The organism is Pseudomonas sp. NPDC088429 (assembly GCF_044753305.1).
GTDB classification, from domain to species: domain Bacteria; phylum Pseudomonadota; class Gammaproteobacteria; order Pseudomonadales; family Pseudomonadaceae; genus Aquipseudomonas; species Aquipseudomonas rustica.
This window is the reverse complement of the sequence record NZ_JBIVMX010000085.1, coordinates 1-19844: the sequence shown is the minus strand read 5'-3', so window position 1 is coordinate 19844 and position 19844 is coordinate 1. Positions and strand designations below refer to the sequence as shown.

Below are 19844 nucleotides of genomic sequence, written 5' to 3'. Positions count from 1 at the left end.
CTCCGATACCCTGGACTAACTCATGACCATCTGGGCTGAGAACTACAAAAAAGAATACCCGTACTTTAACATCCAGATTCAGGCCGCTGGCTCCGCCACTGCGCCACCTGCGCTGACTGAAGGCACCTCCAACCTGGGCCCGATGAGCCGCAAGATGAAGGACACCGAACTGGCTGCTTTCGAGCAGAAGTACGGCTACAAGCCAACCGCTATCCCGGTGGCTGTGGATGCCCTGGCTGTGTTCGTGCACAAGGACAACCCGATCCAGCACCTGACCATGGAACAGGTTGACGCGATCTTCTCGTCGACCCGTCTGTGCGGCGCCAAAGCCGACGTGAAAACCTGGGGCGACCTGGGCGTGACCGGCGACCTGGCCAACAAGCCAGTGCAGCTGTTCGGTCGTAACTCGGTATCCGGCACCTACGGCTACTTCAAAGAAGAAGCCCTGTGCAAAGGCGACTACAAACCAAACGTAAACGAACAACCAGGTTCGGCGTCGGTTGTGCAGTCGATCAGCTCCTCGCTGAACGGCATCGGTTACTCGGGCATCGGCTACAAAACCGCTAGCGTGAAAACCGTTGCTCTGGCCAAGAAGGGCGGCACTGACTTCATCGAAGACACCGAAGAAAACGCCCTGAACGGCAAGTACCCGCTGTCGCGTTTCCTCTACGTGTACGTCAACAAAGCCCCGAACAAGCCTCTGGCTCCGCTGGAAGCTGAGTTCGTGAAACTGGTGCTGTCGAAACAGGGCCAGGAAGTTGTGGTGAAAGACGGCTACATCCCGCTGCCAGCCAAAGTTGCTGCAAAAGCACTGGCTGACCTCGGTCTGCAAGAAGGCGGCGCTGAAGTCGCAAAGAAGTAACCCCGTAGATCCGGGCTAATTCCCGGATCTGCAGGAACCCCTGTAGGAGCTGTCGAGTGAAACGAGGCTGCGATCTTTTGATCTGGCCTCTGACTGCAAGATCAAAAGATCGCAGCCTCGGTTCCCTCGTCAGCTCCTACACAGGTTTCAAACGTTTCCGTTACAGCAGGTTTCAGGCGGGCCCCACAGGGCACCGCGAACCTTCGAATTCTTCGATCCGCTGCCAGTACCCGCTGGCGGTGGATTTGGTGCGTCACTGCATTGTCATCTTTCTGTCATACAGGATCGCTAGGGTGTGCGCATGAATGATCTGGCCAATTCCCCAATGACTACGACTTCCCCTCCCAAGCGCATTGATTTCAATACGCCTGAGCTGCAACGCAAGCGCCGCATTCGCGCGCTCAAGGATCGCTTCACCCGTTGGTACGTCCTCGTTGGCGGCCTGGCGGTGCTGGCAGCCATCACCCTGATCTTCTTCTTCCTCGCCTACGTGGTTGCGCCGCTGTTCAAGGGTGCCGACCTGACCGCGAAAGATGCGATCACCCCCGCCTGGATGCAGGACGCCGGCAAGCCGCTGATGATTTCGCTCGAAGAGCAGAATCAGGTGGCCATGCGCGTGTCCGACAAGGGTCAGGCGCTGTTCTTTGATATCGACAGTGGCGCTGAATTGAAGCGCGTCGATCTGCCGGTTCCGGCCGGCACCACCGTGACCTCGCTGGGTGAAGATCAGCCGGGTCATCCGCTGGTGGCCGTGGGCCTGTCCAACGGTCAGGCGCTGGTGTTCCGTCACACCTATAAAGTCAGCTACCCCGATGGCAAGAAAACCATCACCCCGGCCATCGAATATCCGTACGGCGAAACGCCGATCGCGCTGAACGAAAGCGGCGGTGCGCTGGAGCACGTCAGCCTGAACGCCACCGACACCACGCTGATGCTGGTGGGCTCGACCGGTTCGCAACTCAACGTGTTGTCGCTGACCAGCGAAGAAAACATGATGACCGGCGAAGTCACCAACGAGCAGAAGCGTATCGATCTGCCGCAGATGACCGAGTCGGTGAAAAACATCTTCGTCGACCCACGCCAGCAATGGCTGTACGTGGTCAACGGGCGTGCTCAGGCCGACGTGTTCAGCCTGCGCGACAAGAGCCTCAACGGTCGCTACAAACTGCTCGAAGACGGCGACGCTGAAGTCACCGCTTCCACTCAGTTGGTCGGTGGTATCTCGCTGATCATTGGCGACTCCAAGGGCGGTCTGGCACAGTGGTTCATGGCGCGTGACCCGGATGGCGAGCAGCGTCTGAAGCAGATTCGCACCTTCCAGATGGGCACCACGCCGATCGTTGAAATCACCGCCGAAGAGCGTCGCAAAGGCTTCCTCGCGCTGGATGCCAGCGGCAAGCTCGGCGTGTTCCACAGCACCGCGCACCGCACGCTGTTGGTCGATCAAGTGGTAGAAGGCCAGGGCCTGTTCGGTCTGTCGCCACGCGCCAACCGCGTGATCGTTGAAGCCAGCGGCAAGCTGCAACCGCTGCTGCTCGACAACCCGCACCCGGAAGTGTCGTGGAGCGCACTGTGGAGCAAGGTCTGGTACGAGAACTACGACGAGCCTAAATACGTCTGGCAATCGACCGCGGCCAACACCGATTTCGAACCGAAACTGAGCCTCTCGCCACTGACCTTCGGCACCCTGAAAGCCGCGTTCTACGCGATGCTGCTGGCCGCGCCGCTGGCGGTTGCTGCTGCGATCTACACCGCGTACTTCATGGCCCCGGGCATGCGCCGCAAGGTCAAACCGGTGATCGAGCTGATGGAAGCGATGCCGACGGTGATCCTCGGTTTCTTCGCCGGTCTGTTTTTGGCGCCGTATGTGGAAGGGCATTTGCCGGGCATTTTCAGCCTGCTGATGTTGTTGCCGATCGGCATTCTGGTCGCCGGTTTCACCTTCAGCCGCCTGCCTGAATCGATCCGCCTGAAAGTCCCGGACGGTTGGGAAAGTGCGCTGCTGATCCCGGTGATTCTGTTCGTCGGCTGGCTGTCGCTGTACATGAGCCCGTTCATGGAGAACTGGTTCTTCGGCGGCGACATGCGCATGTGGATCTCCCACGACCTCGGCATCACTTACGACCAGCGCAACGCACTGGTGGTGGGTCTGGCAATGGGCTTCGCAGTAATTCCGAACATCTACTCGATCGCTGAAGACGCCGTGTTCAGTGTGCCTCGCGGCCTGACCCTCGGCTCGCTGGCCCTCGGTGCCACACCGTGGCAGACCATGACCCGCGTGGTGATCCTGACTGCCAGCCCGGGGATCTTCTCGGCGCTGATGATCGGCATGGGCCGTGCGGTCGGCGAAACCATGATCGTGCTGATGGCCACCGGCAACACTCCGGTCATGGAAATGAACCTGTTCGAAGGCCTGCGTACCCTGGCCGCCAACGTCGCGGTGGAAATGCCCGAGTCGGAAGTCGGCGGCAGCCACTACCGCGTGCTGTTCCTCTCGGCGCTGGTGCTGCTGTTGTTCACCTTCGTCATGAACACCCTGGCAGAACTGATTCGTCAGCGTCTGCGCAAGAAATACTCGTCGCTTTAAGCAAAGGTAGAAGTCTGTGAAACAGAACTCCCTGAAAGGATGGTTCAAGAGCGGCGCCCCGGGCGTCTGGATCAGCGGTGGCGCGGTGTCCATCGCGGTCATCATGACCATTGGCCTGTTGGCAGTGATTGCCGTGCGCGGTCTGGGTCACTTCTGGCCGGCGGATCTGGTGCATGCCAGCTACGACGTGCCGGGTCAGGCCCAGCATCTGGTCGTTGGCGAAGTGGTACAGAAAGAAGAAGTGCCACGTGCTCGTCTGAAGAGCGCCGGTTTGCCGGTGCCGGACGTTGGCCCGGAATTCATGACCCGCGAGCTGATCAAGGTCGGCAACCGTGACTTGAACGGCAACGACTTCACCTGGATCGTCGGCGACTGGCTGACCAACCAGACCACGCCGCCCGAGTTGATGGCGATCGAACGTCGCGAGTGGGGCAACTTCTACGGCTACCTGGTCAACGTCAAACAGGATGGCAAGGTTATCGCCGCGGGCGAGGCTGCCTGGCCTGAACTGCAAGCGCGGATCAACCGGGTAAACGGTCTGGCGGCACAGCTGAAGTCGCTGGAAAAAACCGACATCGGTGCGATCAACGCCGGGCTGGAACGCATCCGTCTGCATGGTCGCAAACTGGAACTGGAAGGCAAACTCGACGCCACCGCACAGGCGGACATGGAGTCCGAGCGTGCCGAACTGAACGCGCGTTATCAGGACATCGAAGCGCGTCTGGCCGACCTGCATGCGCAGTTCAATCGCGACGCGTTGACCGCTCGCGACGCCAACGGCAAAGAGATTGAAATCGGTCTGGGCAAAGTGGTTCACGCCTACCAGCCGAACGCGATGAGCACGTTCACCAAGGTCGGTTTCTACTTCAGCAAGATCTGGGAATTCCTTTCGGATGACCCGCGTGAAGCGAACACCGAAGGCGGGATTTTCCCGGCGATCTTCGGCACCGTGATGATGACCCTGATCATGGCGATGATCGTCACCCCGTTCGGCGTGCTGGCAGCGGTGTACCTGCGTGAATACGCCAAGCAGAACACCCTGACGCGGATCATCCGTATCGCGGTGAACAACCTTGCCGGCGTTCCGGCGATCGTTTACGGCGTGTTCGGTCTGGGCTTCTTCGTTTACGTGCTCGGTGGTTCGGTCGACCGTTTGTTCTTCCCTGAAGCACTGCCGGCACCGACCTTCGGTACACCGGGTCTGCTCTGGGCCTCGCTGACCCTGGCGCTGCTGGCGGTGCCGGTGGTAATTGTGGCGACCGAGGAAGGTCTGGCGCGTATTCCGCGCACCGTGCGTGAAGGCTCGTTGGCCCTCGGCGCGACCAAGGCTGAAACCTTGTGGAAGATTGTGATCCCGATGGCCAGCCCGGCAATGATGACCGGCATGATCCTCGCCGTGGCCCGCGCCGCCGGTGAAGTAGCGCCGCTGATGCTGGTGGGTGTGGTGAAACTGGCGCCGTCGCTGCCGGTGGACGGCAACTACCCGTACCTGCACCTCGATCAGAAGATCATGCACCTGGGCTTCCACATTTATGACGTCGGCTTCCAGAGCCCGAACGTCGAGGCGGCGCGCCCGCTGGTGTACGCCACGGCGCTGTTGCTGGTGCTGGTGATCGCGACCTTGAACCTGTCGGCGGTGTATATCCGCAACCACCTGCGCGAAAAATACAAAGCACTGGATAGCTGATTTCTTATGTAGGAGTGAGCCTGCTCGCGATGGCAACACCGCGGTTTCATAGATAAACCGCAGCGCCTGAATCGCGAGCAGGCTCACTCCTACAAAAAACCGAACCGAATTTGTTAGCACAGGGAGCCTCCCATGCAGCACGAAGCACATACCCACGGCATCAACATGTCTGCCCTGGGCCGCGACAAGCAGAGCCTCAACCTCGAACAGGAAACCGTGGCCATCGAAGTACCGGGCCTGAGCCTGTACTACGGCGACAAACAAGCGCTGTTCGACGTCAGCATGAACATTCCGAAACAGCGCGTGACTGCCTTCATCGGCCCGTCCGGCTGCGGTAAATCCACGCTGCTGCGCACCTTCAATCGCATGAACGATCTGGTTGACGGCTGCCGCGTAGAAGGCGCGATCAACCTGTACGGCAACAACATCTATCGCAAGGGCGAAGACGTGGCTGAGCTGCGTCGTCGCGTCGGCATGGTGTTCCAGAAGCCCAACCCGTTCCCGAAAACCATCTACGAAAACGTGGTCTACGGCCTGCGCATTCAAGGCATCAACAAGAAGCGCATCCTCGACGAAGCGGTCGAGTGGGCGTTGAAAGGCGCGGCACTGTGGGATGAGGTCAAAGACCGTCTGCACGAGTCGGCACTCGGCCTGTCCGGTGGTCAGCAACAACGTCTGGTGATCGCCCGTACCATCGCGGTTGAGCCGGAAGTGCTGCTGCTCGACGAACCGTGCTCGGCCCTCGACCCGATCTCGACCCTGAAAGTCGAAGAGCTGATCTACGAGCTGAAATCCAAGTTCACCATCGTCATCGTCACGCACAACATGCAACAGGCCGCGCGGGTTTCGGATTACACGGCGTTCATGTACATGGGCAAACTGGTGGAGTTCGGCGACACCGATACCCTGTTCACCAATCCGGCGAAGAAGCAGACCGAAGATTACATCACCGGTCGTTATGGCTGACAGTTGCGGGTTATTCACAGAATTGACGCTGCGGCCCACCGCACCTTACCGGACGCTCCAAGGACGCCAACATGATTAGTAAAGAAGGCCTTACCCATCACATCTCTGCGCAGTTCAACGCTGAGCTTGAGGAAGTGCGCAGCCACCTCCTGGCCATGGGCGGGCTGGTCGAGAAGCAGGTCAACGACGCGGTAACCGCGCTGATTGAGGCCGACTCCGGTCTGGCTCAGCAGGTGCGCGAGATCGACGACCAGATCAACCAGATGGAACGCAACATCGACGAAGAATGCCTGCGCATTCTTGCCCGTCGTCAGCCGGCGGCGTCCGATTTGCGTCTGATCATCAGCATCTCCAAGTCTGTGATCGACCTGGAGCGAATCGGTGACGAAGCGACCAAGATCGCCCGCCGCGCAATTCAGCTGTGCGAAGAAGGTGAGGCGCCACGCGGTTACGTCGAGGTTCGCCACATTGGCGACCAGGTGCGCAACATGGTGCGCGATGCGCTGGACGCGTTCGCCCGTTTCGACGCCGATCTGGCGTTGTCGGTGGCGCAGTACGACAAGATTATCGACCGCGAATACAAAACCGCCCTGCGTGAGTTGGCGACTTACATGATGGAAGATCCGCGCTCTATCTCGCGCGTGTTGAGCATCATCTGGGTGCTGCGTTCGCTGGAGCGCATCGGCGACCACGCGCGCAACATCTCCGAGTTGGTGATTTACCTGGTGCGCGGCACCGACGTGCGTCACATGGGCCTCAAGCGCATGAAGGAAGAAGTTCAAGGCACAAGCGGCGAAACCGCTAATGTTCCGGACGTTGCTGACGATAAGTAAGATTGCCTGAGTAAAGCGCCCGGCCCTTTGGCCGGGCGTTTTCGTTTACAGCTTTCGATAAAAAAGCAGCACCCGCGAACGAAAAGTCCCGGCGTGACTGAAGAGTTTTGGCAATGTGCCATCAGCCAGCGTTATGCTTGCCGGGATTTTAATAGGGGTGTTGGATGAGCAAGATCAGTGTGTTGGTCGTGGACGACGCGTCGTTCATTCGTGACCTGGTGAAAAAGTGCCTGCGCAATTACTTCCCGGGGATCCGCACCGAGGACGCCATCAACGGCAAAAAGGCTCAGGCCATGCTGACCAAGGAAGCGTTCGACCTGGTGCTGTGCGACTGGGAAATGCCGGAAATGTCCGGCCTCGAACTGCTGACCTGGTGCCGCGAGCAAGACAACCTGAAAACCATGCCCTTCATCATGGTCACCAGCCGTGGCGATAAAGAGAACGTAGTGCAGGCGATTCAGGCCGGCGTTTCCGGCTACGTCAGCAAACCGTTCACCAACGAGCAACTGCTGACCAAGGTCAAACAGGCCCTGAACAAGATCGGCAAGCTCGACGCCCTGATGAACAGCGCCCCGACCAAGATGAATTCGGCATTCGGCAACGATTCCCTGAGCGCATTGACCGGCGGTAAAGCGCCCGTGGTGGCAGCACCTGCCCCGGCAGCTGCACCGGCTCGCGGTTTGCTCAACAGCCCGCCCGTCAAAGCACCTGCCGCTTCGGCAGCGCCAAGCGGTGGTCGTGGTCATGGCCAATTGCGGCTGCCAAGCGGTACGCAGCAATGCGTGATCAAAGCGTTGAGCCTCAAGGAAGCGCTGCTGGTGGTGAAGCGCAGCGAGAACCTGCCGCAGATCCTCGACAGCGCGGTGCTCGATCTGGAGCAGGGCGACAATGCCGAGATCGCCCGCCTCAATGGCTATCTGCACGCGGTGGTCGCGCATGAGCAAAAGCCAGACAGCGAATGGCTGCAACTGACCTTCCGCTTTGTCGATCAGGACGCACAGAAGCTCGACTACATCTCCCGCTTGATCGCGCGTGGCACGGCGCAGAAGCACTTCATCCCCGGCGCGTAAGAGGCACGTCTGAAAAGATCGCAGCCTGCGGCAGCTCCTACAGGGGATCGCATTCCAATGTAGGAGCTGCCGAAGGCTGCGATCTTTTGTTTTGCCTTTAGCCAAATTGAAACATCTGTCGACTCCCCCGGTCTGTTTCACCTGCTAGGCTCTTTTCAGGCCTTCCTTCGACAGACTCTTGCCCATGTTCGCGCGCCTGCTGTTTCTCTGCGGTTTTCTCTTGGCCTCCACCTCGGCTGTGGCCGTTACTGTCTACAAATCCACCGATGCCAACGGTGTGGTCTCGTACAGCGATCGCCCGAGCAAAGGCGCGAAGGAGTTCGTGTTTCAGGATCGCATGGTCGAGCACCTGGAGCGTCAGGTGTACCTCGACATCAAGAAGCAGAAGGGCGGCGACGTGGTGTTCGTGCGCAACGACCTGTACGCGCCGGTCGAGATCGCGCTGGCGTTTATCAGCCTGAGCAACGTGCGCGGTGCGCCGGCAAAAGCCATCCGTCGGGTGCTGCCGGCGCGCAGCAAAACCCGGATGGCGCTGTTGACGCCGATTACTGCCGGCCAACCGTTGCAATATTCGCCGCAGTTTCAATATTCCCTCGGCAACCCCGTTGGCGTCGCGCAGAGCTATCGCTATCCGCTACCGTGGCGCGGCGGGCCGTTTCGCTTGAGTCAGGGTGCTGAGGGGCAGTACAGCCACTTCGGGCCGAAGAATCGTTACGCGATGGACATCGCCATGCCGGTCGGCACGCCAATCATCGCGGCGCGCGCGGGGGTTGTGGTGAAGGTCGAAAACTCACAGAGCGGTCGCGGCACCGACCCGTCCGGCAACTTCGTGCGCGTGTTGCACAATGACGGGACGATGGGTGTGTACCTGCATTTGAAGCAAGGTTCGGTGAGCGTCAGGGAAGGGCAGCAAGTGACGGTCGGCAGTCCGCTGGCGCTGTCGGGCAACACCGGCAACAGCAGCGGCCCACACCTGCACTTTGTGGTGCAGCGCAACAGCGCGGCGGGGCTGGTGTCGATTCCCTACCAGTTCAACCAGCCGCTGGGGGCATTGCCCAACTTTGCGTTGGGCAAACAGTAAAAAGCAAAAGATCGCAGCCTGCGGCAGCTCCTACATTTGGAATGCGATCCCCTGTAGGAGCTGCCGAAGGCTGCGATCTTTTAACAGGCAATGCGGTTTCCCGCATTGCACTCAATCGAGCATCAACACCTTCGCCAGCACAATCTTCGGGCCTTTCATCTTTTTAATGATGATTCGCAGGCCTTCGACTTCCAGCACTTCTTCCTCTTCCGGCACGCGGTTGAGGGTTTCATAGACCAGGCCGGCGAGGGTTTCCGCTTCGATGTGGTCGAGGTCGATGCCAAGCAGACGCTCCACCTTGAACAACGGCGTGTCGCCACGCACCAGCAGCTTGCCCGGCTGATAGGCGAGGATGCCGCGTTCAGCCTTGCGGTGTTCGTCCTGAATGTCGCCGACCAGCACTTCCAGCACGTCTTCCATGGTCAGGTAGCCGATGATGTTGCCGTCAGCCTCCTCGACCACGGCGAAGTGCGAGCCGCCCTTGCGGAACTGCTCCAGCAACTGCGACAGCGGCATATGGCGCGACACGCGCTCCAGCGGACGAGTCAGTTCAGCCAGGTTGAACGACTCGGGAATGTGATCCAGCGCCGCCAGTTCCAGCAGCAGATCCTTGATGTGCAGCAGGCCGACGAACTCCTGACGCTCGCTGTCGTACACCGGATAACGGCTGAACTTGTGGCGACGGAACATCGCCAGAATTTCCTTCAGCGGCGCGTTGAATTCCAGCGAGATCAGGTCTTCGCGGGAGTTGGCCCAGTCGACCACTTCCAGCTCGCCCATTTCCACCGCCGAGGCCAACACGCGCATGCCTTGGTCGCTGGGGTTCTGGCCACGGCTGGAGTGCAGAATCAGCTTCAGTTCTTCGCGGCTGTAATGGTGTTCGTGGTGCGGGCCGGGTTCGCCCTGGCCGGCGATGCGCAGAATCGCGTTGGCGCTGGCGTTGAGCAGGTAAATGGCCGGGTACATCGCCCAGTAGAACACGTACAGCGGCACCGCCGTCCACAGCGACAGCAGCTCCGGTTTGCGGATCGCCCACGATTTTGGGGCCAGCTCGCCGACGACGATGTGCAGGTACGAAATGATGAAGAACGCGGTGAAGAACGAGACGCCTTTGACGACCTCGGCCGATTGCACACCGACCGCGCTCAGCAGCGGCTCAAGAATGTGCGCGAACGCCGGCTCACCGACCCAGCCCAGGCCCAGGGAGGCGAGGGTGATACCGAGCTGACACGCCGAGAGGTACGCATCGAGCTGACTGTGTACGGTGCGCAGGATATGCCCGCGCCAGCCGTTCTGTTCAGCGATGGCCTCGACGCGGGTCGAGCGCAGTTTGACCATGGCGAATTCCGCCGCAACGAAAAAGCCGTTGAGCAAAACCAGGATCAGAGCAAATAGGATCATGCCGAAATCGGCAAATATTGTTGCGAGGGACAAGCCAGGGGAAGGGTCCATGATGGAGTTTTGCGGGTTCCGTATGATTCAAAAGAAGGTAAAAGCCGCGCCTGAAAGGCAGGCACAAGTCAGCCAATGTAGCGGCTGACCGGGCGATTGCCTAGTGGCGCGTGCCGGGCGGCATCATTCGCTGGCGCTGATCGCCCGTGCATGTGCCACCTGAGCCGGGGCGAAATGGCAGGTGAACGTGCTGCCGTGGCCGGGCACGCTGCTGATCTCCATCCGTGCGCGATGGCGCAGCAACACGTGTTTGACGATGGCCAGGCCCAGCCCGGTGCCGCCGGTGTTGGAGTTGCGGCTGGAGTCGACGCGGTAGAAACGTTCGGTCAGGCGCGGCAGGTGTTTGCTGTCGATGCCGATCCCGGAATCCTGCACGCTCAGGTGCGCGCCTTGATCGTCGCCCGACCAGCGAATGCGGATATTGCCCTCGGCCGGGGTGTACTTCACCGCGTTGAACACCAGATTGGAAAACGCACTGCGCAACTCCGCCTCGCTGCCCTTGAGGAGAATGCTCGAATCGGCTTCGAGGGTGATGTGCTGTTTTTTTGCGCCGGACAATTGCTGCGCATCGCTTTTGATCGATTGCAGCAACGTGTCGATCTGCACTGGCTGGTTGTCCGACGGGTAATCAGTGGCTTCCAGTTTCGCCAGCAGCAACAGGTCGTTGAGCAGCGTCTGCATGCGCCCGCCTTGTTGCTGCATTTGCTGCAGGGCTCGGCTCCAGCGCGGGTTCACCTCTTCGACGTTGTCGAGCAGGGTTTCCAGATAGCCGCAGATCACCGTCAGCGGTGTGCGCAGTTCGTGGGAAACGTTGGCGATGAAGTCTTTGCGCATCTGTTCCAGCTGATGGATGCGCGTGACGTCGCGCACCAGCATCAAGTGTTCATTGTTGCCGTAGCGGGTGATGTACAGCTGAATGCGCAGGCGATCATTGGTCGGCGAAGGGATTTCCAGCGGCTCGGCGTAGCTGTCCTGCTCGAAGTACTCCTTGAAGCGCGGATGGCGCACCAGGTTGGTCACCGGTTGGCCGCTGTCCTGCGGGGTCTTCAGACCGAGCAAGGTTTCCGCCGCGCGGTTCCACCATTCCAGATTGCCGTCGCTGTCGAGCATGATCACCGCGTCTTTCAGCGCGGCGGTGGATTCCTGAACCCGGTCGATCACCGCTTGCAGACGTCCGCGTACGCGTTGGTCGCGGCGTTGCAGGTGATAAATGCTGTCAAAAACCTCACCCCACAGGCCATAGCCATCGGGCGGTGCTTCATCGGGTTGGTGCAGGCGCAGCCATTCATGCAACCGCAGCAACTGCTTGAGCGTCCAGGCCAGATAAATACCCAGACCTGCAGCAAGGCTCCAGCCGTAATAGCCGGTGATCAGGCCGATCACCAGGCAGGCGGTGACCAGCAACAGCATGTGGCGAATCAGGGTGCCATGCCAGTTTTGATTCACGGAGCGTCCTTAACGCAGCTTCGAGTTTCAAGCCACAAGCTTCATGCTAAAGCGGATCGGCTTCAACTTGCCGCTTGTAGCTAGACGCTTGCAGCTGCTTTTTTATGCCTTGGTGGAAAACCGGTAGCCAGTGCCGCGCACGGTTTGTACCAGATTTTCGTAGGCGTCGCCGAGGGCCTTGCGCAGGCGGCGGATGTGCACGTCGACGGTGCGCTCTTCAACATAGACGTTGCCGCCCCAGACCTGATCCAGCAACTGGCCACGGGTGTAGGCGCGTTCCTGGTGGGTCATGAAGAATTGCAGCAGACGGTATTCGGTCGGGCCCATCTCGGCCGGTTTGCCGTCGATGGTCACGCGGTGGCTGATCGGGTCGAGCAGCAAGCCACCGACTTCAATCGGCGCTTCGCCATCGGTCGGGCCGGCGCGGCGCAACACGGCTTTGAGGCGGGCGACCAGTTCACGCGGGGAAAACGGTTTGGTGATGTAGTCGTCGGCACCGACTTCCAGACCCTGGATCTTGTTGTCCTCTTCGCCCTTGGCGGTGAGCATGATGATCGGGATATCACCGGTCAGCTCGTCACGCTTGAGGCGGCGGGCCAGCTCGATGCCGGACGTGCCTGGCAGCATCCAGTCGAGCAGGATCAGATCCGGCTTGCGGTCGACAATGATGGCGTGCGCCTGCTGCGAGTTCTCTGCCTCGAGGCAGTCATAGCCGGCCATTTCCAACGCAACGGCGATCATTTCGCGAATGGGCGCTTCGTCGTCGACGATCAGAATGCTCCTGCCAACCATGCCTTAATCCTCTTGTCATTTAACTGTCTTGCGCCGCATTAGATAACGGAATTATTGCAGTCGTGTGACAGTATTTTAGTCGCCCGGCGATTGGCGCGATCCTGAACTAAGCTTTAAGTCCGAATCCTGACAACCACAAAAGAAGGTTTCCATGACTCAAATGACTGTTTCTTTCAAAGCGCTGATGCTTGCCGCTGCCCTCGCATTGCCATCGATGGCATTCGCCGCCGACCCGGCGATGGAAAAGGATGGCATGTACACCGATCACAAGGGCATGACCCTGTACACCTTCGCCAAAGACTCTGCGGGCAAGTCCATGTGCAATGACAAGTGCGCGACGAACTGGCCACCGTTGATGGCTGCGGCGGGCGATAAGTCGATGGGTGACTGGACTGTCATCAAGCGTGACGACGGCAAAATGCAGTGGGCCTACCAAGGCATGCCGCTGTACACCTTCGTGATGGACAAAAAGGCCGGTGACATGACCGGTGACGGCAAAATGGACGGCGCCTGGAAAGTCGCCAAAGCCAAGTAACCGCATTGCCTTTGTAGGAGCTGAGCTTGCTCGCGAAAGCGGTGTGTCAGTTAACGCATGTGCTGACTGATACGACGTCTTCGCGAGCAAGCTTTGCTCCTACAAGGTTCTATGTTTAGCGCAGTGCGTAATCCAGCACGATCCCGACGAATATCGCCAACCCGGCCCAATGGTTGTGCAAGAACGCCTTGAAGCAGCGCATCCGGTCGCGATCCCGCGTGTACCAGAACTCCCACGCATAGCAACCGGCAGCGACCAGCAAACCAAGGTGAAACCACGTCCCCAACTCAAACTTCGACCCCGCCAGCAACAAGCAGCCCAGCGACAGCGCCTGCAAACTCAGGATGATCACCCGATCCGCTTCGCCAAACAGAATCGCCGTCGACTTCACGCCGATCTTCAAATCGTCATCGCGGTCGGTCATCGCGTAATAGGTGTCGTAACCCACCGTCCACAGCAGGTTGGCGATCCACAGCAGCCACGCCGCCGCCGGCAGCTCTCCCGTCTCCGCAGTGAACGCCATCGGCATGCCCCACGAGAACGCCGCGCCCAGCACCACCTGTGGGTAATAGGTGTAGCGCTTCATGAACGGGTAAGTGAACGCCAGCGCCAGACCGCCCAGCGACAACCAGATGGTCGGCGCGTTGGTGCACAGCACCAGCAGAAAACTCACGCCCATCAACAGCGCAAAGAACACCAGCGCTTCTTTCGAACTGATTCTGCCGGCCGCCAATGGCCGTTGCGCGGTGCGTTTGACGTGGCCGTCGACCTTGCGATCGGCCCAGTCGTTGATCACGCAGCCGCCGGCGCGGGTGAGGATTACGCCGAGGACAAAAATCACCACGTTGGCCAGCGATGGCGAGCCTTTGCCGGCAATCCACAGCGCCCACAGCGTCGGCCACAGCAGCAGGTAAATGCCGATCGGCTTGTCCATCCGGGTTAGCTGAATGAAATCCCAGGCGCGCGGGTTCAAACGGTTCAGGGACTTGAGCAGGCTCTGATACATCAGCAGTTCTCCGGATGGGCGCGGGCGGTGCGCCACAGGCTCGGCAGGAAGATTTCCGCGACCAGCACGCTCAGCGCGCCACGGTCGAAACGCGAACGACGGCCCCACAGTGCGGGCGCCTTGGCGGCGGGCGGCAGCCATTCTTCAGGGTAGTGGCAGACTTCGAGTGCGCGGCGCTGGAACGCCTGATCGCAAAACAGCAATTCGCCCAGCGAGCGGCTGCCGAGTTCGTCCATGTGCAAACCGTCGCCCTGCAACGCGGCGCGCGAAGCGACGCTGCGGGCGAACACCCAAGCCTCGCCGTGGCCGCGCAAATACACCTCGCGCACCCAGCCTTCGCTGCCTGCGGCCAGATCCAGCGCCGTACATTCATCGGCGCGCAGGGTGTCCCAGCCTTCGAACAAGGGCGTCACGCTAAAGCCGTCGTTAGACAAACGGGTGAGTCGGCGGGTCAGGGAGCCTTCGTCGAACAGCCAGTCGAGGGTCAACGAATCAGGGAGGGGCGTCAGTCGGCTTTGAGTCAGCCAGAGCGGGGCCGGGGAGGAATTTGTCTGTTGCACAATGAGTCATTATTGGCCGCAAATGAGGCGGCGAGCTTACCATGGCGAGCTGCGATATTGAGCGATCCGGGTCGCCGTTGCGCCGAACAGGCTTGCATCTGCGCGGCTCCATCAGTACAAAACGCGCTGAGCCGGACGGCAGCGCAACACCCATCGACCGTCCGCGCCGGCAAAAGCCTGAACCCTGAGGAAGTACCTGAATGAAAAAGTGGCAATGTGTGGTCTGCGGCCTGATCTACAACGAAGCCGACGGCTGGCCGGATGACGGCATCGCGCCGGGCACTCTGTGGCAGGACGTGCCGGAAGACTGGCTGTGCCCGGACTGCGGCGTCGGCAAAATGGACTTCGAAATGATCGAAATCAACTAAGTAAATCCAAAGGAGTAAGGCATGAGCGCACCTGTCGTCATCATCGGCACCGGTCTGGCGGGCTATAACCTCGCCCGGGAATTTCGCAAGCTCGACAGCGAAACCCCGCTGCTGTTGATTACCGCCGATGACGGCCGCTCTTACTCCAAGCCGATGCTCTCTACCGGTTTCGGCAAAAACAAAGACGCCGATGGCCTGAGCATGGCCGAGCCGGGCGTCATGGCCGAGCAATTGAAAGCCGAAGTGCGCACCCACACGCGCATCAGCGGAATCGATGCCGGCCACAAGCGTCTGTGGATCGGCGAAGAAGTTGTCAGCTATCGCGATCTGATCCTCGCTTGGGGCGCGGAAACCGTGCGCGTGCCGGTCGAAGGCGATGGCGCCGAACTGGTGTTCCCGATCAATGATCTCGAAGACTACGCGCGATTCCGTGCCGCGGCCGCCGGCAAGCGCCGCGTGCTGCTGCTCGGCGCCGGTCTGATTGGCTGCGAATTCGCCAATGACCTGATTCTGGGTGGCTACGAAGTGCAACTGGTCGCGCCGTGCGAGCAGGTCATGCCGACCTTGCTGCACCCGGCCGCTGCCGCCGCCGTGCAGGCTGGACTGGAAAGCCTCGGCGCCAAGTTCCACCTTGGCCCGGTGCTGACCCGTTTGCAGAAAGTCGCTGAGGGTCTGGAAGCGCACCTCTCCGACGGTCAGGTCATCGCCTGCGATGTAGTGGTCTCGGCCATCGGTCTGCGCCCGCGCATCGATCTGGCGGCAGCTGCCGGCGTGCAGGTCAATCGCGGTGTCGTGGTTGATCGCCATTTGAAGACGTCCCACGCCAATATCTACGCCTTGGGCGATTGCGCCGAGGTCGATGGGCTGAATCTGTTGTACGTAATGCCCCTCATGAGCTGTGCGCGTGCGCTGGCACAAACCCTGGCGGGAAACCCTACAGCGGTAACCTACGGCCCTATGCCCATCACCGTGAAAACCCCGGTGTGCCCGTTGGTTGTTTCGCCGCCGCCACGCGGTAGCGAAGGTGTCTGGACGGTCGAAGGGCAGGGCGCCGACGTCAAAGCGCTGTGCCATAACGCAGACGGCCAGTTGCTCGGTTATGCGCTGACGGGCGCGGCGGTGATGGAAAAACTCGCCCTGAACAAACAGCTTCCAGCCTTGCTGGCGTAAATACCGGTCGTTCTGTCGGAATCACCCCGCTTTTGCCCCCACAAAGATCCGGGTGAGACTGGCGCAGGCTTTAACCGCGTGCCATCCTCACTCCCGTCTGCCGCAGAGTAGAGCACCTGCGGCGCCTTGGGCGCTGTTCCAACGAGGACAGCACGGACATAACAACAAAAAACCGTCAAAGGGGCTTCACTAATGCGTAAACCAGAACTCGCCGCTGCAATCGCTGAAAAAGCAGATCTGACCAAAGAACAGGCCAACCGCGTCCTCAACGCCGTTCTCGAAGAAATCACCGGCGCTCTGCACCGCAAGGACAGCGTCACGCTGGTGGGCTTCGGCACCTTCCTGCAACGCCACCGCGGCGCCCGTACCGGCAAAAACCCGCAAACCGGCGAGCCGGTGAAAATCAAGGCCAGCAACACCGTTGCGTTCAAGCCAGGCAAATCGTTGAAAGACAGCGTCAATCCATAATTGCAACGAACTCCCTGAATAATGGGGAGAACGGTTGCGGAAAAATGGGCATACCGATTGAATCGGATGCCCATTTTTTATGCCTGATGGTTTCTACATATCGTTGTATGGCGATCGCCATTAATACTCTTGCAACAATATGCACATTGTATGCAATCCACTCGGCTGATAATCCCTTCTATATAAAAGCCATCATTGTGATGGCACTTTTTTAATTGTCTGTTGTCACGCGGCGTTTAATTGAAACAGCAATGAAGTCTTTCAGAATTTTCCTACATCGGGATTTTTCAAAACTTGTCATGCTCCGCTCTGCTTCCGGCGACTCGTTCGCCTCCTGTTTTCAAGGGCGCTGGCGACCGCTCTGGATCGAGGCTTTGCGGCCGGTTCGACCAGAGCGATGCTATTAAAATGGCATCGGGGATTCCCTGACGGAATATAGGGAAACCTCCTACGTGATTTAAAGAACACTTCGTCTTGTTGTTTAATCAGATGCTTGCTAGTGGCCATCATAGTGATTACGATGCGCGCACTTGAAAGAGCACAAACTCAATTGGATGAGTCCCGTACCCGCTCTTCTATACTGTCCCGCGCCGTTGCAATTCCAATAGGCGCATGACCGTAATCCTTAATAAAGGCCATGGATGTCCTACTCAAGCAAACTTTCCGCTCATTACCTCGAACTCGCAAAAGTCTCTGTTTCCAAAGAGAATTTCGCGGGCGAAGACGTTCGTTTTTCGAGCGAATTCGAGGCATTGGAAAGCGAGCTGAGCAAAGCCTCGTCGATGCACGAAAGCGGGCAGATCGACTGGCTGAAAATCCGCGAAAACAGCGAAAACCTGCTGCGTACTCAATCCAAGGATTTGCGTGTCGGCGCCTGGCTGACCTGGTCGTTGTACCAGCGTGAATCCTTCCCCGGGCTGCTGGCCGGCCTCGGTTTGCTGCACCATCTGTCGGAAAACAACTGGGCCGACGTCCACCCGCTCAAACCCCGCACCCGTGCCGCCGCCATCGGCTGGCTGGTGCCGCGTCTTGAGCAGGTCATCACCGAAAACATCGCGATCAAAGAGCAGTTGCCGATGTTCCGGCAGCTCTCCGATCACCTCACCGGTCTTGAAGCCGCTTGCGCTGAGCACTTGGGCGATGAGTCGCCGTTGCTGCTGCCGATCTCCCGTCGCCTGAAAACCATGATCCAGCGCGCTGCCGACAATCAGCCGGCCCCCGGTGTGGTGGGCGCAGCGGTGGCGCAGGTCAAGCAGGCCGCGACCCAGTTGCTCACTCCCGGCGCGCCGATCGACAACGAAAAAGACGCGCACAAAGCATTGCGCGCCCAGCAAGACAGCGCTCGCCCGTTGTGTGCCTGGTGGCTCAAGCAGAAAGCCACTGACCTGCGCGCCTTGCGTCTCAACCGCACGCTGTTGTGGATGACCATCGACGCGGTGCCCGAGCGCAACGCCGAGCAGATCACCATGCTGCGCGGCCTGCCGGTCGACAAACTCAAGCTCTATCAGGATCGTTTCGATCAGGGCAAATACGCGGATTTGCTGGTGGAACTGGAGGCGAGCCTGGCGAAGGCGCCGTTCTGGTTCGATGGCCAGAGGATGGTCTGGGAATGTCTCCAGAACCTCAACGCCGAGCTGGCCATGCGCGAAGTGGAAATCCACTTCGCGCTTTTGGTTCAACGGCTGCCCGGCATTATCGAACTGCGTTTCCATGACGGCGCACCGTTCGCCGATCCCGCTACTCGGGCGTGGATCGCCGCTAACGTCATGCCGCATCTGCAAAGCGCCAGCGCGCCGCGCAAGGTCGAAAGCGACAACGTCGAAACCCAGCCTGCCTGGGAAAAAGCCCTTGAAGAGGTGCTGCCGATTCTGCGCAAGGAAGGCCTCAAGCCCGCCGTGCAGATTCTCAAGCAAGGACTGCAAGCCGCTCAGGGTGGGCGGGAGCGGTTCTTCTGGCAGTTCGCCCTCGCACGGCTGTGCTTCATGGCCAAGAAATACGAATTGGCCAAGAACCAGCTGGAAACCCTCGATCAGACATTACAGGACTCAGGCCTGCACGCCTGGGAGCCCGATCTTGCATTGGAAGTGCTGCATTTACTGCATAGCTGCTGCGAGTTGTTGCCGCAGAACCATGCCGTACGTGAACGCAAGGAAGAGATTTATCGCAGGCTGTGCCACATCGATCTCGAAGTGTTACTCGAATAGGCCCCTGGGCCACAACCGCAAGGAGAAAAGCCATGGCCAATGAAGGCTCGGTAGCCCCCATGGAACGCATCAACGTCACCTTCAAACCCGCCACCGGCGGTGCTCAGGAAGAGATTGAACTGCCGCTGAAGCTGCTGGCAATCGGTGACTACACCCACCGCAAGGACGAACGCAAGATCGAAGATCGCAAGCCGATCAGCATCGACAAGGTGACCTTCGACGAGGTGTTGGCCAAGCAAGAGCTGAGCCTGTCGATGAACGTGCCGAACCGTCTGCAGGAAGAAGGCAGCACGGAAGAGTTGGGCGTGCAGCTGCGCGTCAATTCGATGAAGGACTTCAACCCGGCCAGCCTGGTCGAGCAAGTGCCTGAGCTGAAAAAACTGATGGAACTGCGCGATGCGCTGGTGGCCCTCAAAGGCCCGCTGGGTAACGCCCCTGCGTTCCGTAAAGCCATCGAAGGCGTGCTCGCCGACGACGAATCCCGCGGTCGCGTACTCGGTGAGCTGGGCCTCAACGCCGCAGCCCCGGACGCCTGAACCCAGCAGCCAAGGAAGCCAACACAATGAGCACTAGCGCAGCACAAGAGAAAGGCGCCGCGAGCGGCGAGTACAGCATTCTCGACAGCATCATCGCCGAAACCCGTCTGACCCCGGACGACGAAGCCTACGACATCGCCAAACGCGGCGTGTCGGCCTTCATCGAAGAACTGCTCAAGCCGCAGAACAACGGTGAGCCGGTCAAGAAAGCCATGGTTGAC

At 59.7% G+C, this 19844-nt stretch carries 17 protein-coding genes and 2 pseudogenes; 14 read left to right on the top strand and 5 right to left on the bottom strand.

The window, feature by feature from the left end; translation table 11 throughout:
- Positions 1 to 19 precede the first annotated feature (19 nt).
- The 7 genes and pseudogenes from ACIP66_RS26135 to ACIP66_RS26105 all read left to right on the top strand — a co-directional run.
- Positions 20 to 862 (top strand): annotated as a pseudogene (locus ACIP66_RS26135) (phosphate ABC transporter substrate-binding protein PstS family protein); the annotation flags it as partial.
- 301 nt (positions 863 to 1163) lie between these two features.
- Positions 1164 to 3449: an ABC transporter permease subunit gene (locus tag ACIP66_RS26130; RefSeq protein ID WP_400651961.1), complete on the top strand. Its 2286-nt coding sequence runs from the start codon at positions 1164 to 1166 to the stop codon at positions 3447 to 3449.
- Positions 3450 to 3465: 16 nt separating this feature from the next.
- The gene (gene pstA / locus ACIP66_RS26125; RefSeq protein WP_400651958.1) at positions 3466 to 5136 is read left to right on the top strand and encodes a phosphate ABC transporter permease PstA; all 1671 of its coding nucleotides are present in this window, start codon (positions 3466 to 3468) and stop codon (positions 5134 to 5136) included.
- A 132-nt stretch (positions 5137 to 5268) separates the two neighbouring features.
- Entirely contained in the window at positions 5269 to 6102 is an 834-nt protein-coding gene (pstB, locus tag ACIP66_RS26120; RefSeq protein WP_008078766.1) for a phosphate ABC transporter ATP-binding protein PstB, read from the top strand.
- A gap of 71 nt (positions 6103 to 6173) precedes the next feature.
- A complete protein-coding gene (gene phoU, locus ACIP66_RS26115) occupies positions 6174 to 6935 on the top strand; it encodes a phosphate signaling complex protein PhoU (protein WP_053125136.1) in 762 nt (253 codons plus the stop codon).
- 164 nt (positions 6936 to 7099) lie between these two features.
- Positions 7100 to 8005, top strand: coding sequence for a response regulator (locus ACIP66_RS26110; protein WP_212545374.1), 906 nt, complete (start codon positions 7100 to 7102; stop codon positions 8003 to 8005).
- A 184-nt stretch (positions 8006 to 8189) separates the two neighbouring features.
- Entirely contained in the window at positions 8190 to 9086 is an 897-nt protein-coding gene (locus tag ACIP66_RS26105; protein WP_400651954.1) for a peptidoglycan DD-metalloendopeptidase family protein, read from the top strand.
- A gap of 111 nt (positions 9087 to 9197) precedes the next feature.
- Here ACIP66_RS26105 and ACIP66_RS26100 read toward each other — a convergent pair whose 3' ends face one another.
- From ACIP66_RS26100 to phoB, 3 genes are all read right to left on the bottom strand, one after another.
- The gene (locus ACIP66_RS26100) at positions 9198 to 10538 is read right to left on the bottom strand and encodes a hemolysin family protein (protein ID WP_400651952.1); all 1341 of its coding nucleotides are present in this window, start codon (positions 10536 to 10538) and stop codon (positions 9198 to 9200) included.
- Between the two features lie 123 nt (positions 10539 to 10661).
- Entirely contained in the window at positions 10662 to 11948 is a 1287-nt protein-coding gene (gene phoR, locus ACIP66_RS26095) for a phosphate regulon sensor histidine kinase PhoR (protein ID WP_400651963.1), read from the bottom strand.
- 138 nt (positions 11949 to 12086) lie between these two features.
- Positions 12087 to 12776: a phosphate regulon transcriptional regulator PhoB gene (phoB, locus tag ACIP66_RS26090; protein WP_007896474.1), complete on the bottom strand. Its 690-nt coding sequence runs from the start codon at positions 12774 to 12776 to the stop codon at positions 12087 to 12089.
- A 151-nt stretch (positions 12777 to 12927) separates the two neighbouring features.
- Here phoB and ACIP66_RS26085 point away from each other — a divergent pair, with 151 nt between their 5' ends.
- Complete coding sequence (locus ACIP66_RS26085; RefSeq protein WP_053125125.1) at positions 12928 to 13311, top strand: hypothetical protein; 384 nt, start codon at positions 12928 to 12930, stop codon at positions 13309 to 13311.
- Between the two features lie 115 nt (positions 13312 to 13426).
- On the opposite strand, the gene ubiA is transcribed toward ACIP66_RS26085, so the two are convergent.
- Together ubiA and ACIP66_RS26075 are read right to left on the bottom strand one after the other, a co-directional pair.
- Entirely contained in the window at positions 13427 to 14317 is an 891-nt protein-coding gene (gene ubiA / locus ACIP66_RS26080; RefSeq protein WP_158958400.1) for a 4-hydroxybenzoate octaprenyltransferase, read from the bottom strand.
- A complete protein-coding gene (locus tag ACIP66_RS26075) occupies positions 14317 to 14877 on the bottom strand; it encodes a chorismate--pyruvate lyase family protein (protein ID WP_400651948.1) in 561 nt (186 codons plus the stop codon). Before ACIP66_RS26075 ends, ubiA begins: the two co-directional genes overlap by 1 nt.
- Positions 14878 to 15077: 200 nt before the next feature.
- Between ACIP66_RS26075 and ACIP66_RS26070 the strand changes: the two genes are divergently transcribed.
- The 6 genes and pseudogenes from ACIP66_RS26070 to ACIP66_RS26045 form a co-directional block, all read left to right on the top strand.
- On the top strand, positions 15078 to 15245 hold the full coding sequence (locus tag ACIP66_RS26070; RefSeq protein ID WP_007954349.1) for a rubredoxin: 168 nt from the start codon (positions 15078 to 15080) through the stop codon (positions 15243 to 15245).
- A 21-nt stretch (positions 15246 to 15266) separates the two neighbouring features.
- A complete protein-coding gene (locus ACIP66_RS26065; RefSeq protein ID WP_400651944.1) occupies positions 15267 to 16415 on the top strand; it encodes an NAD(P)/FAD-dependent oxidoreductase in 1149 nt (382 codons plus the stop codon).
- Positions 16416 to 16607: 192 nt separating this feature from the next.
- Entirely contained in the window at positions 16608 to 16883 is a 276-nt protein-coding gene (locus tag ACIP66_RS26060; protein WP_003213368.1) for an HU family DNA-binding protein, read from the top strand.
- Between the two features lie 641 nt (positions 16884 to 17524).
- Complete coding sequence (gene tssA, locus ACIP66_RS26055; RefSeq protein ID WP_400651941.1) at positions 17525 to 19087, top strand: type VI secretion system protein TssA; 1563 nt, start codon at positions 17525 to 17527, stop codon at positions 19085 to 19087.
- Between the two features lie 32 nt (positions 19088 to 19119).
- Positions 19120 to 19623, top strand: coding sequence for a type VI secretion system contractile sheath small subunit (gene tssB, locus ACIP66_RS26050; RefSeq protein WP_400651939.1), 504 nt, complete (start codon positions 19120 to 19122; stop codon positions 19621 to 19623).
- Positions 19624 to 19649: 26 nt separating this feature from the next.
- Positions 19650 to 19844: pseudogene (locus ACIP66_RS26045) on the top strand (type VI secretion system contractile sheath large subunit); the annotation flags it as partial.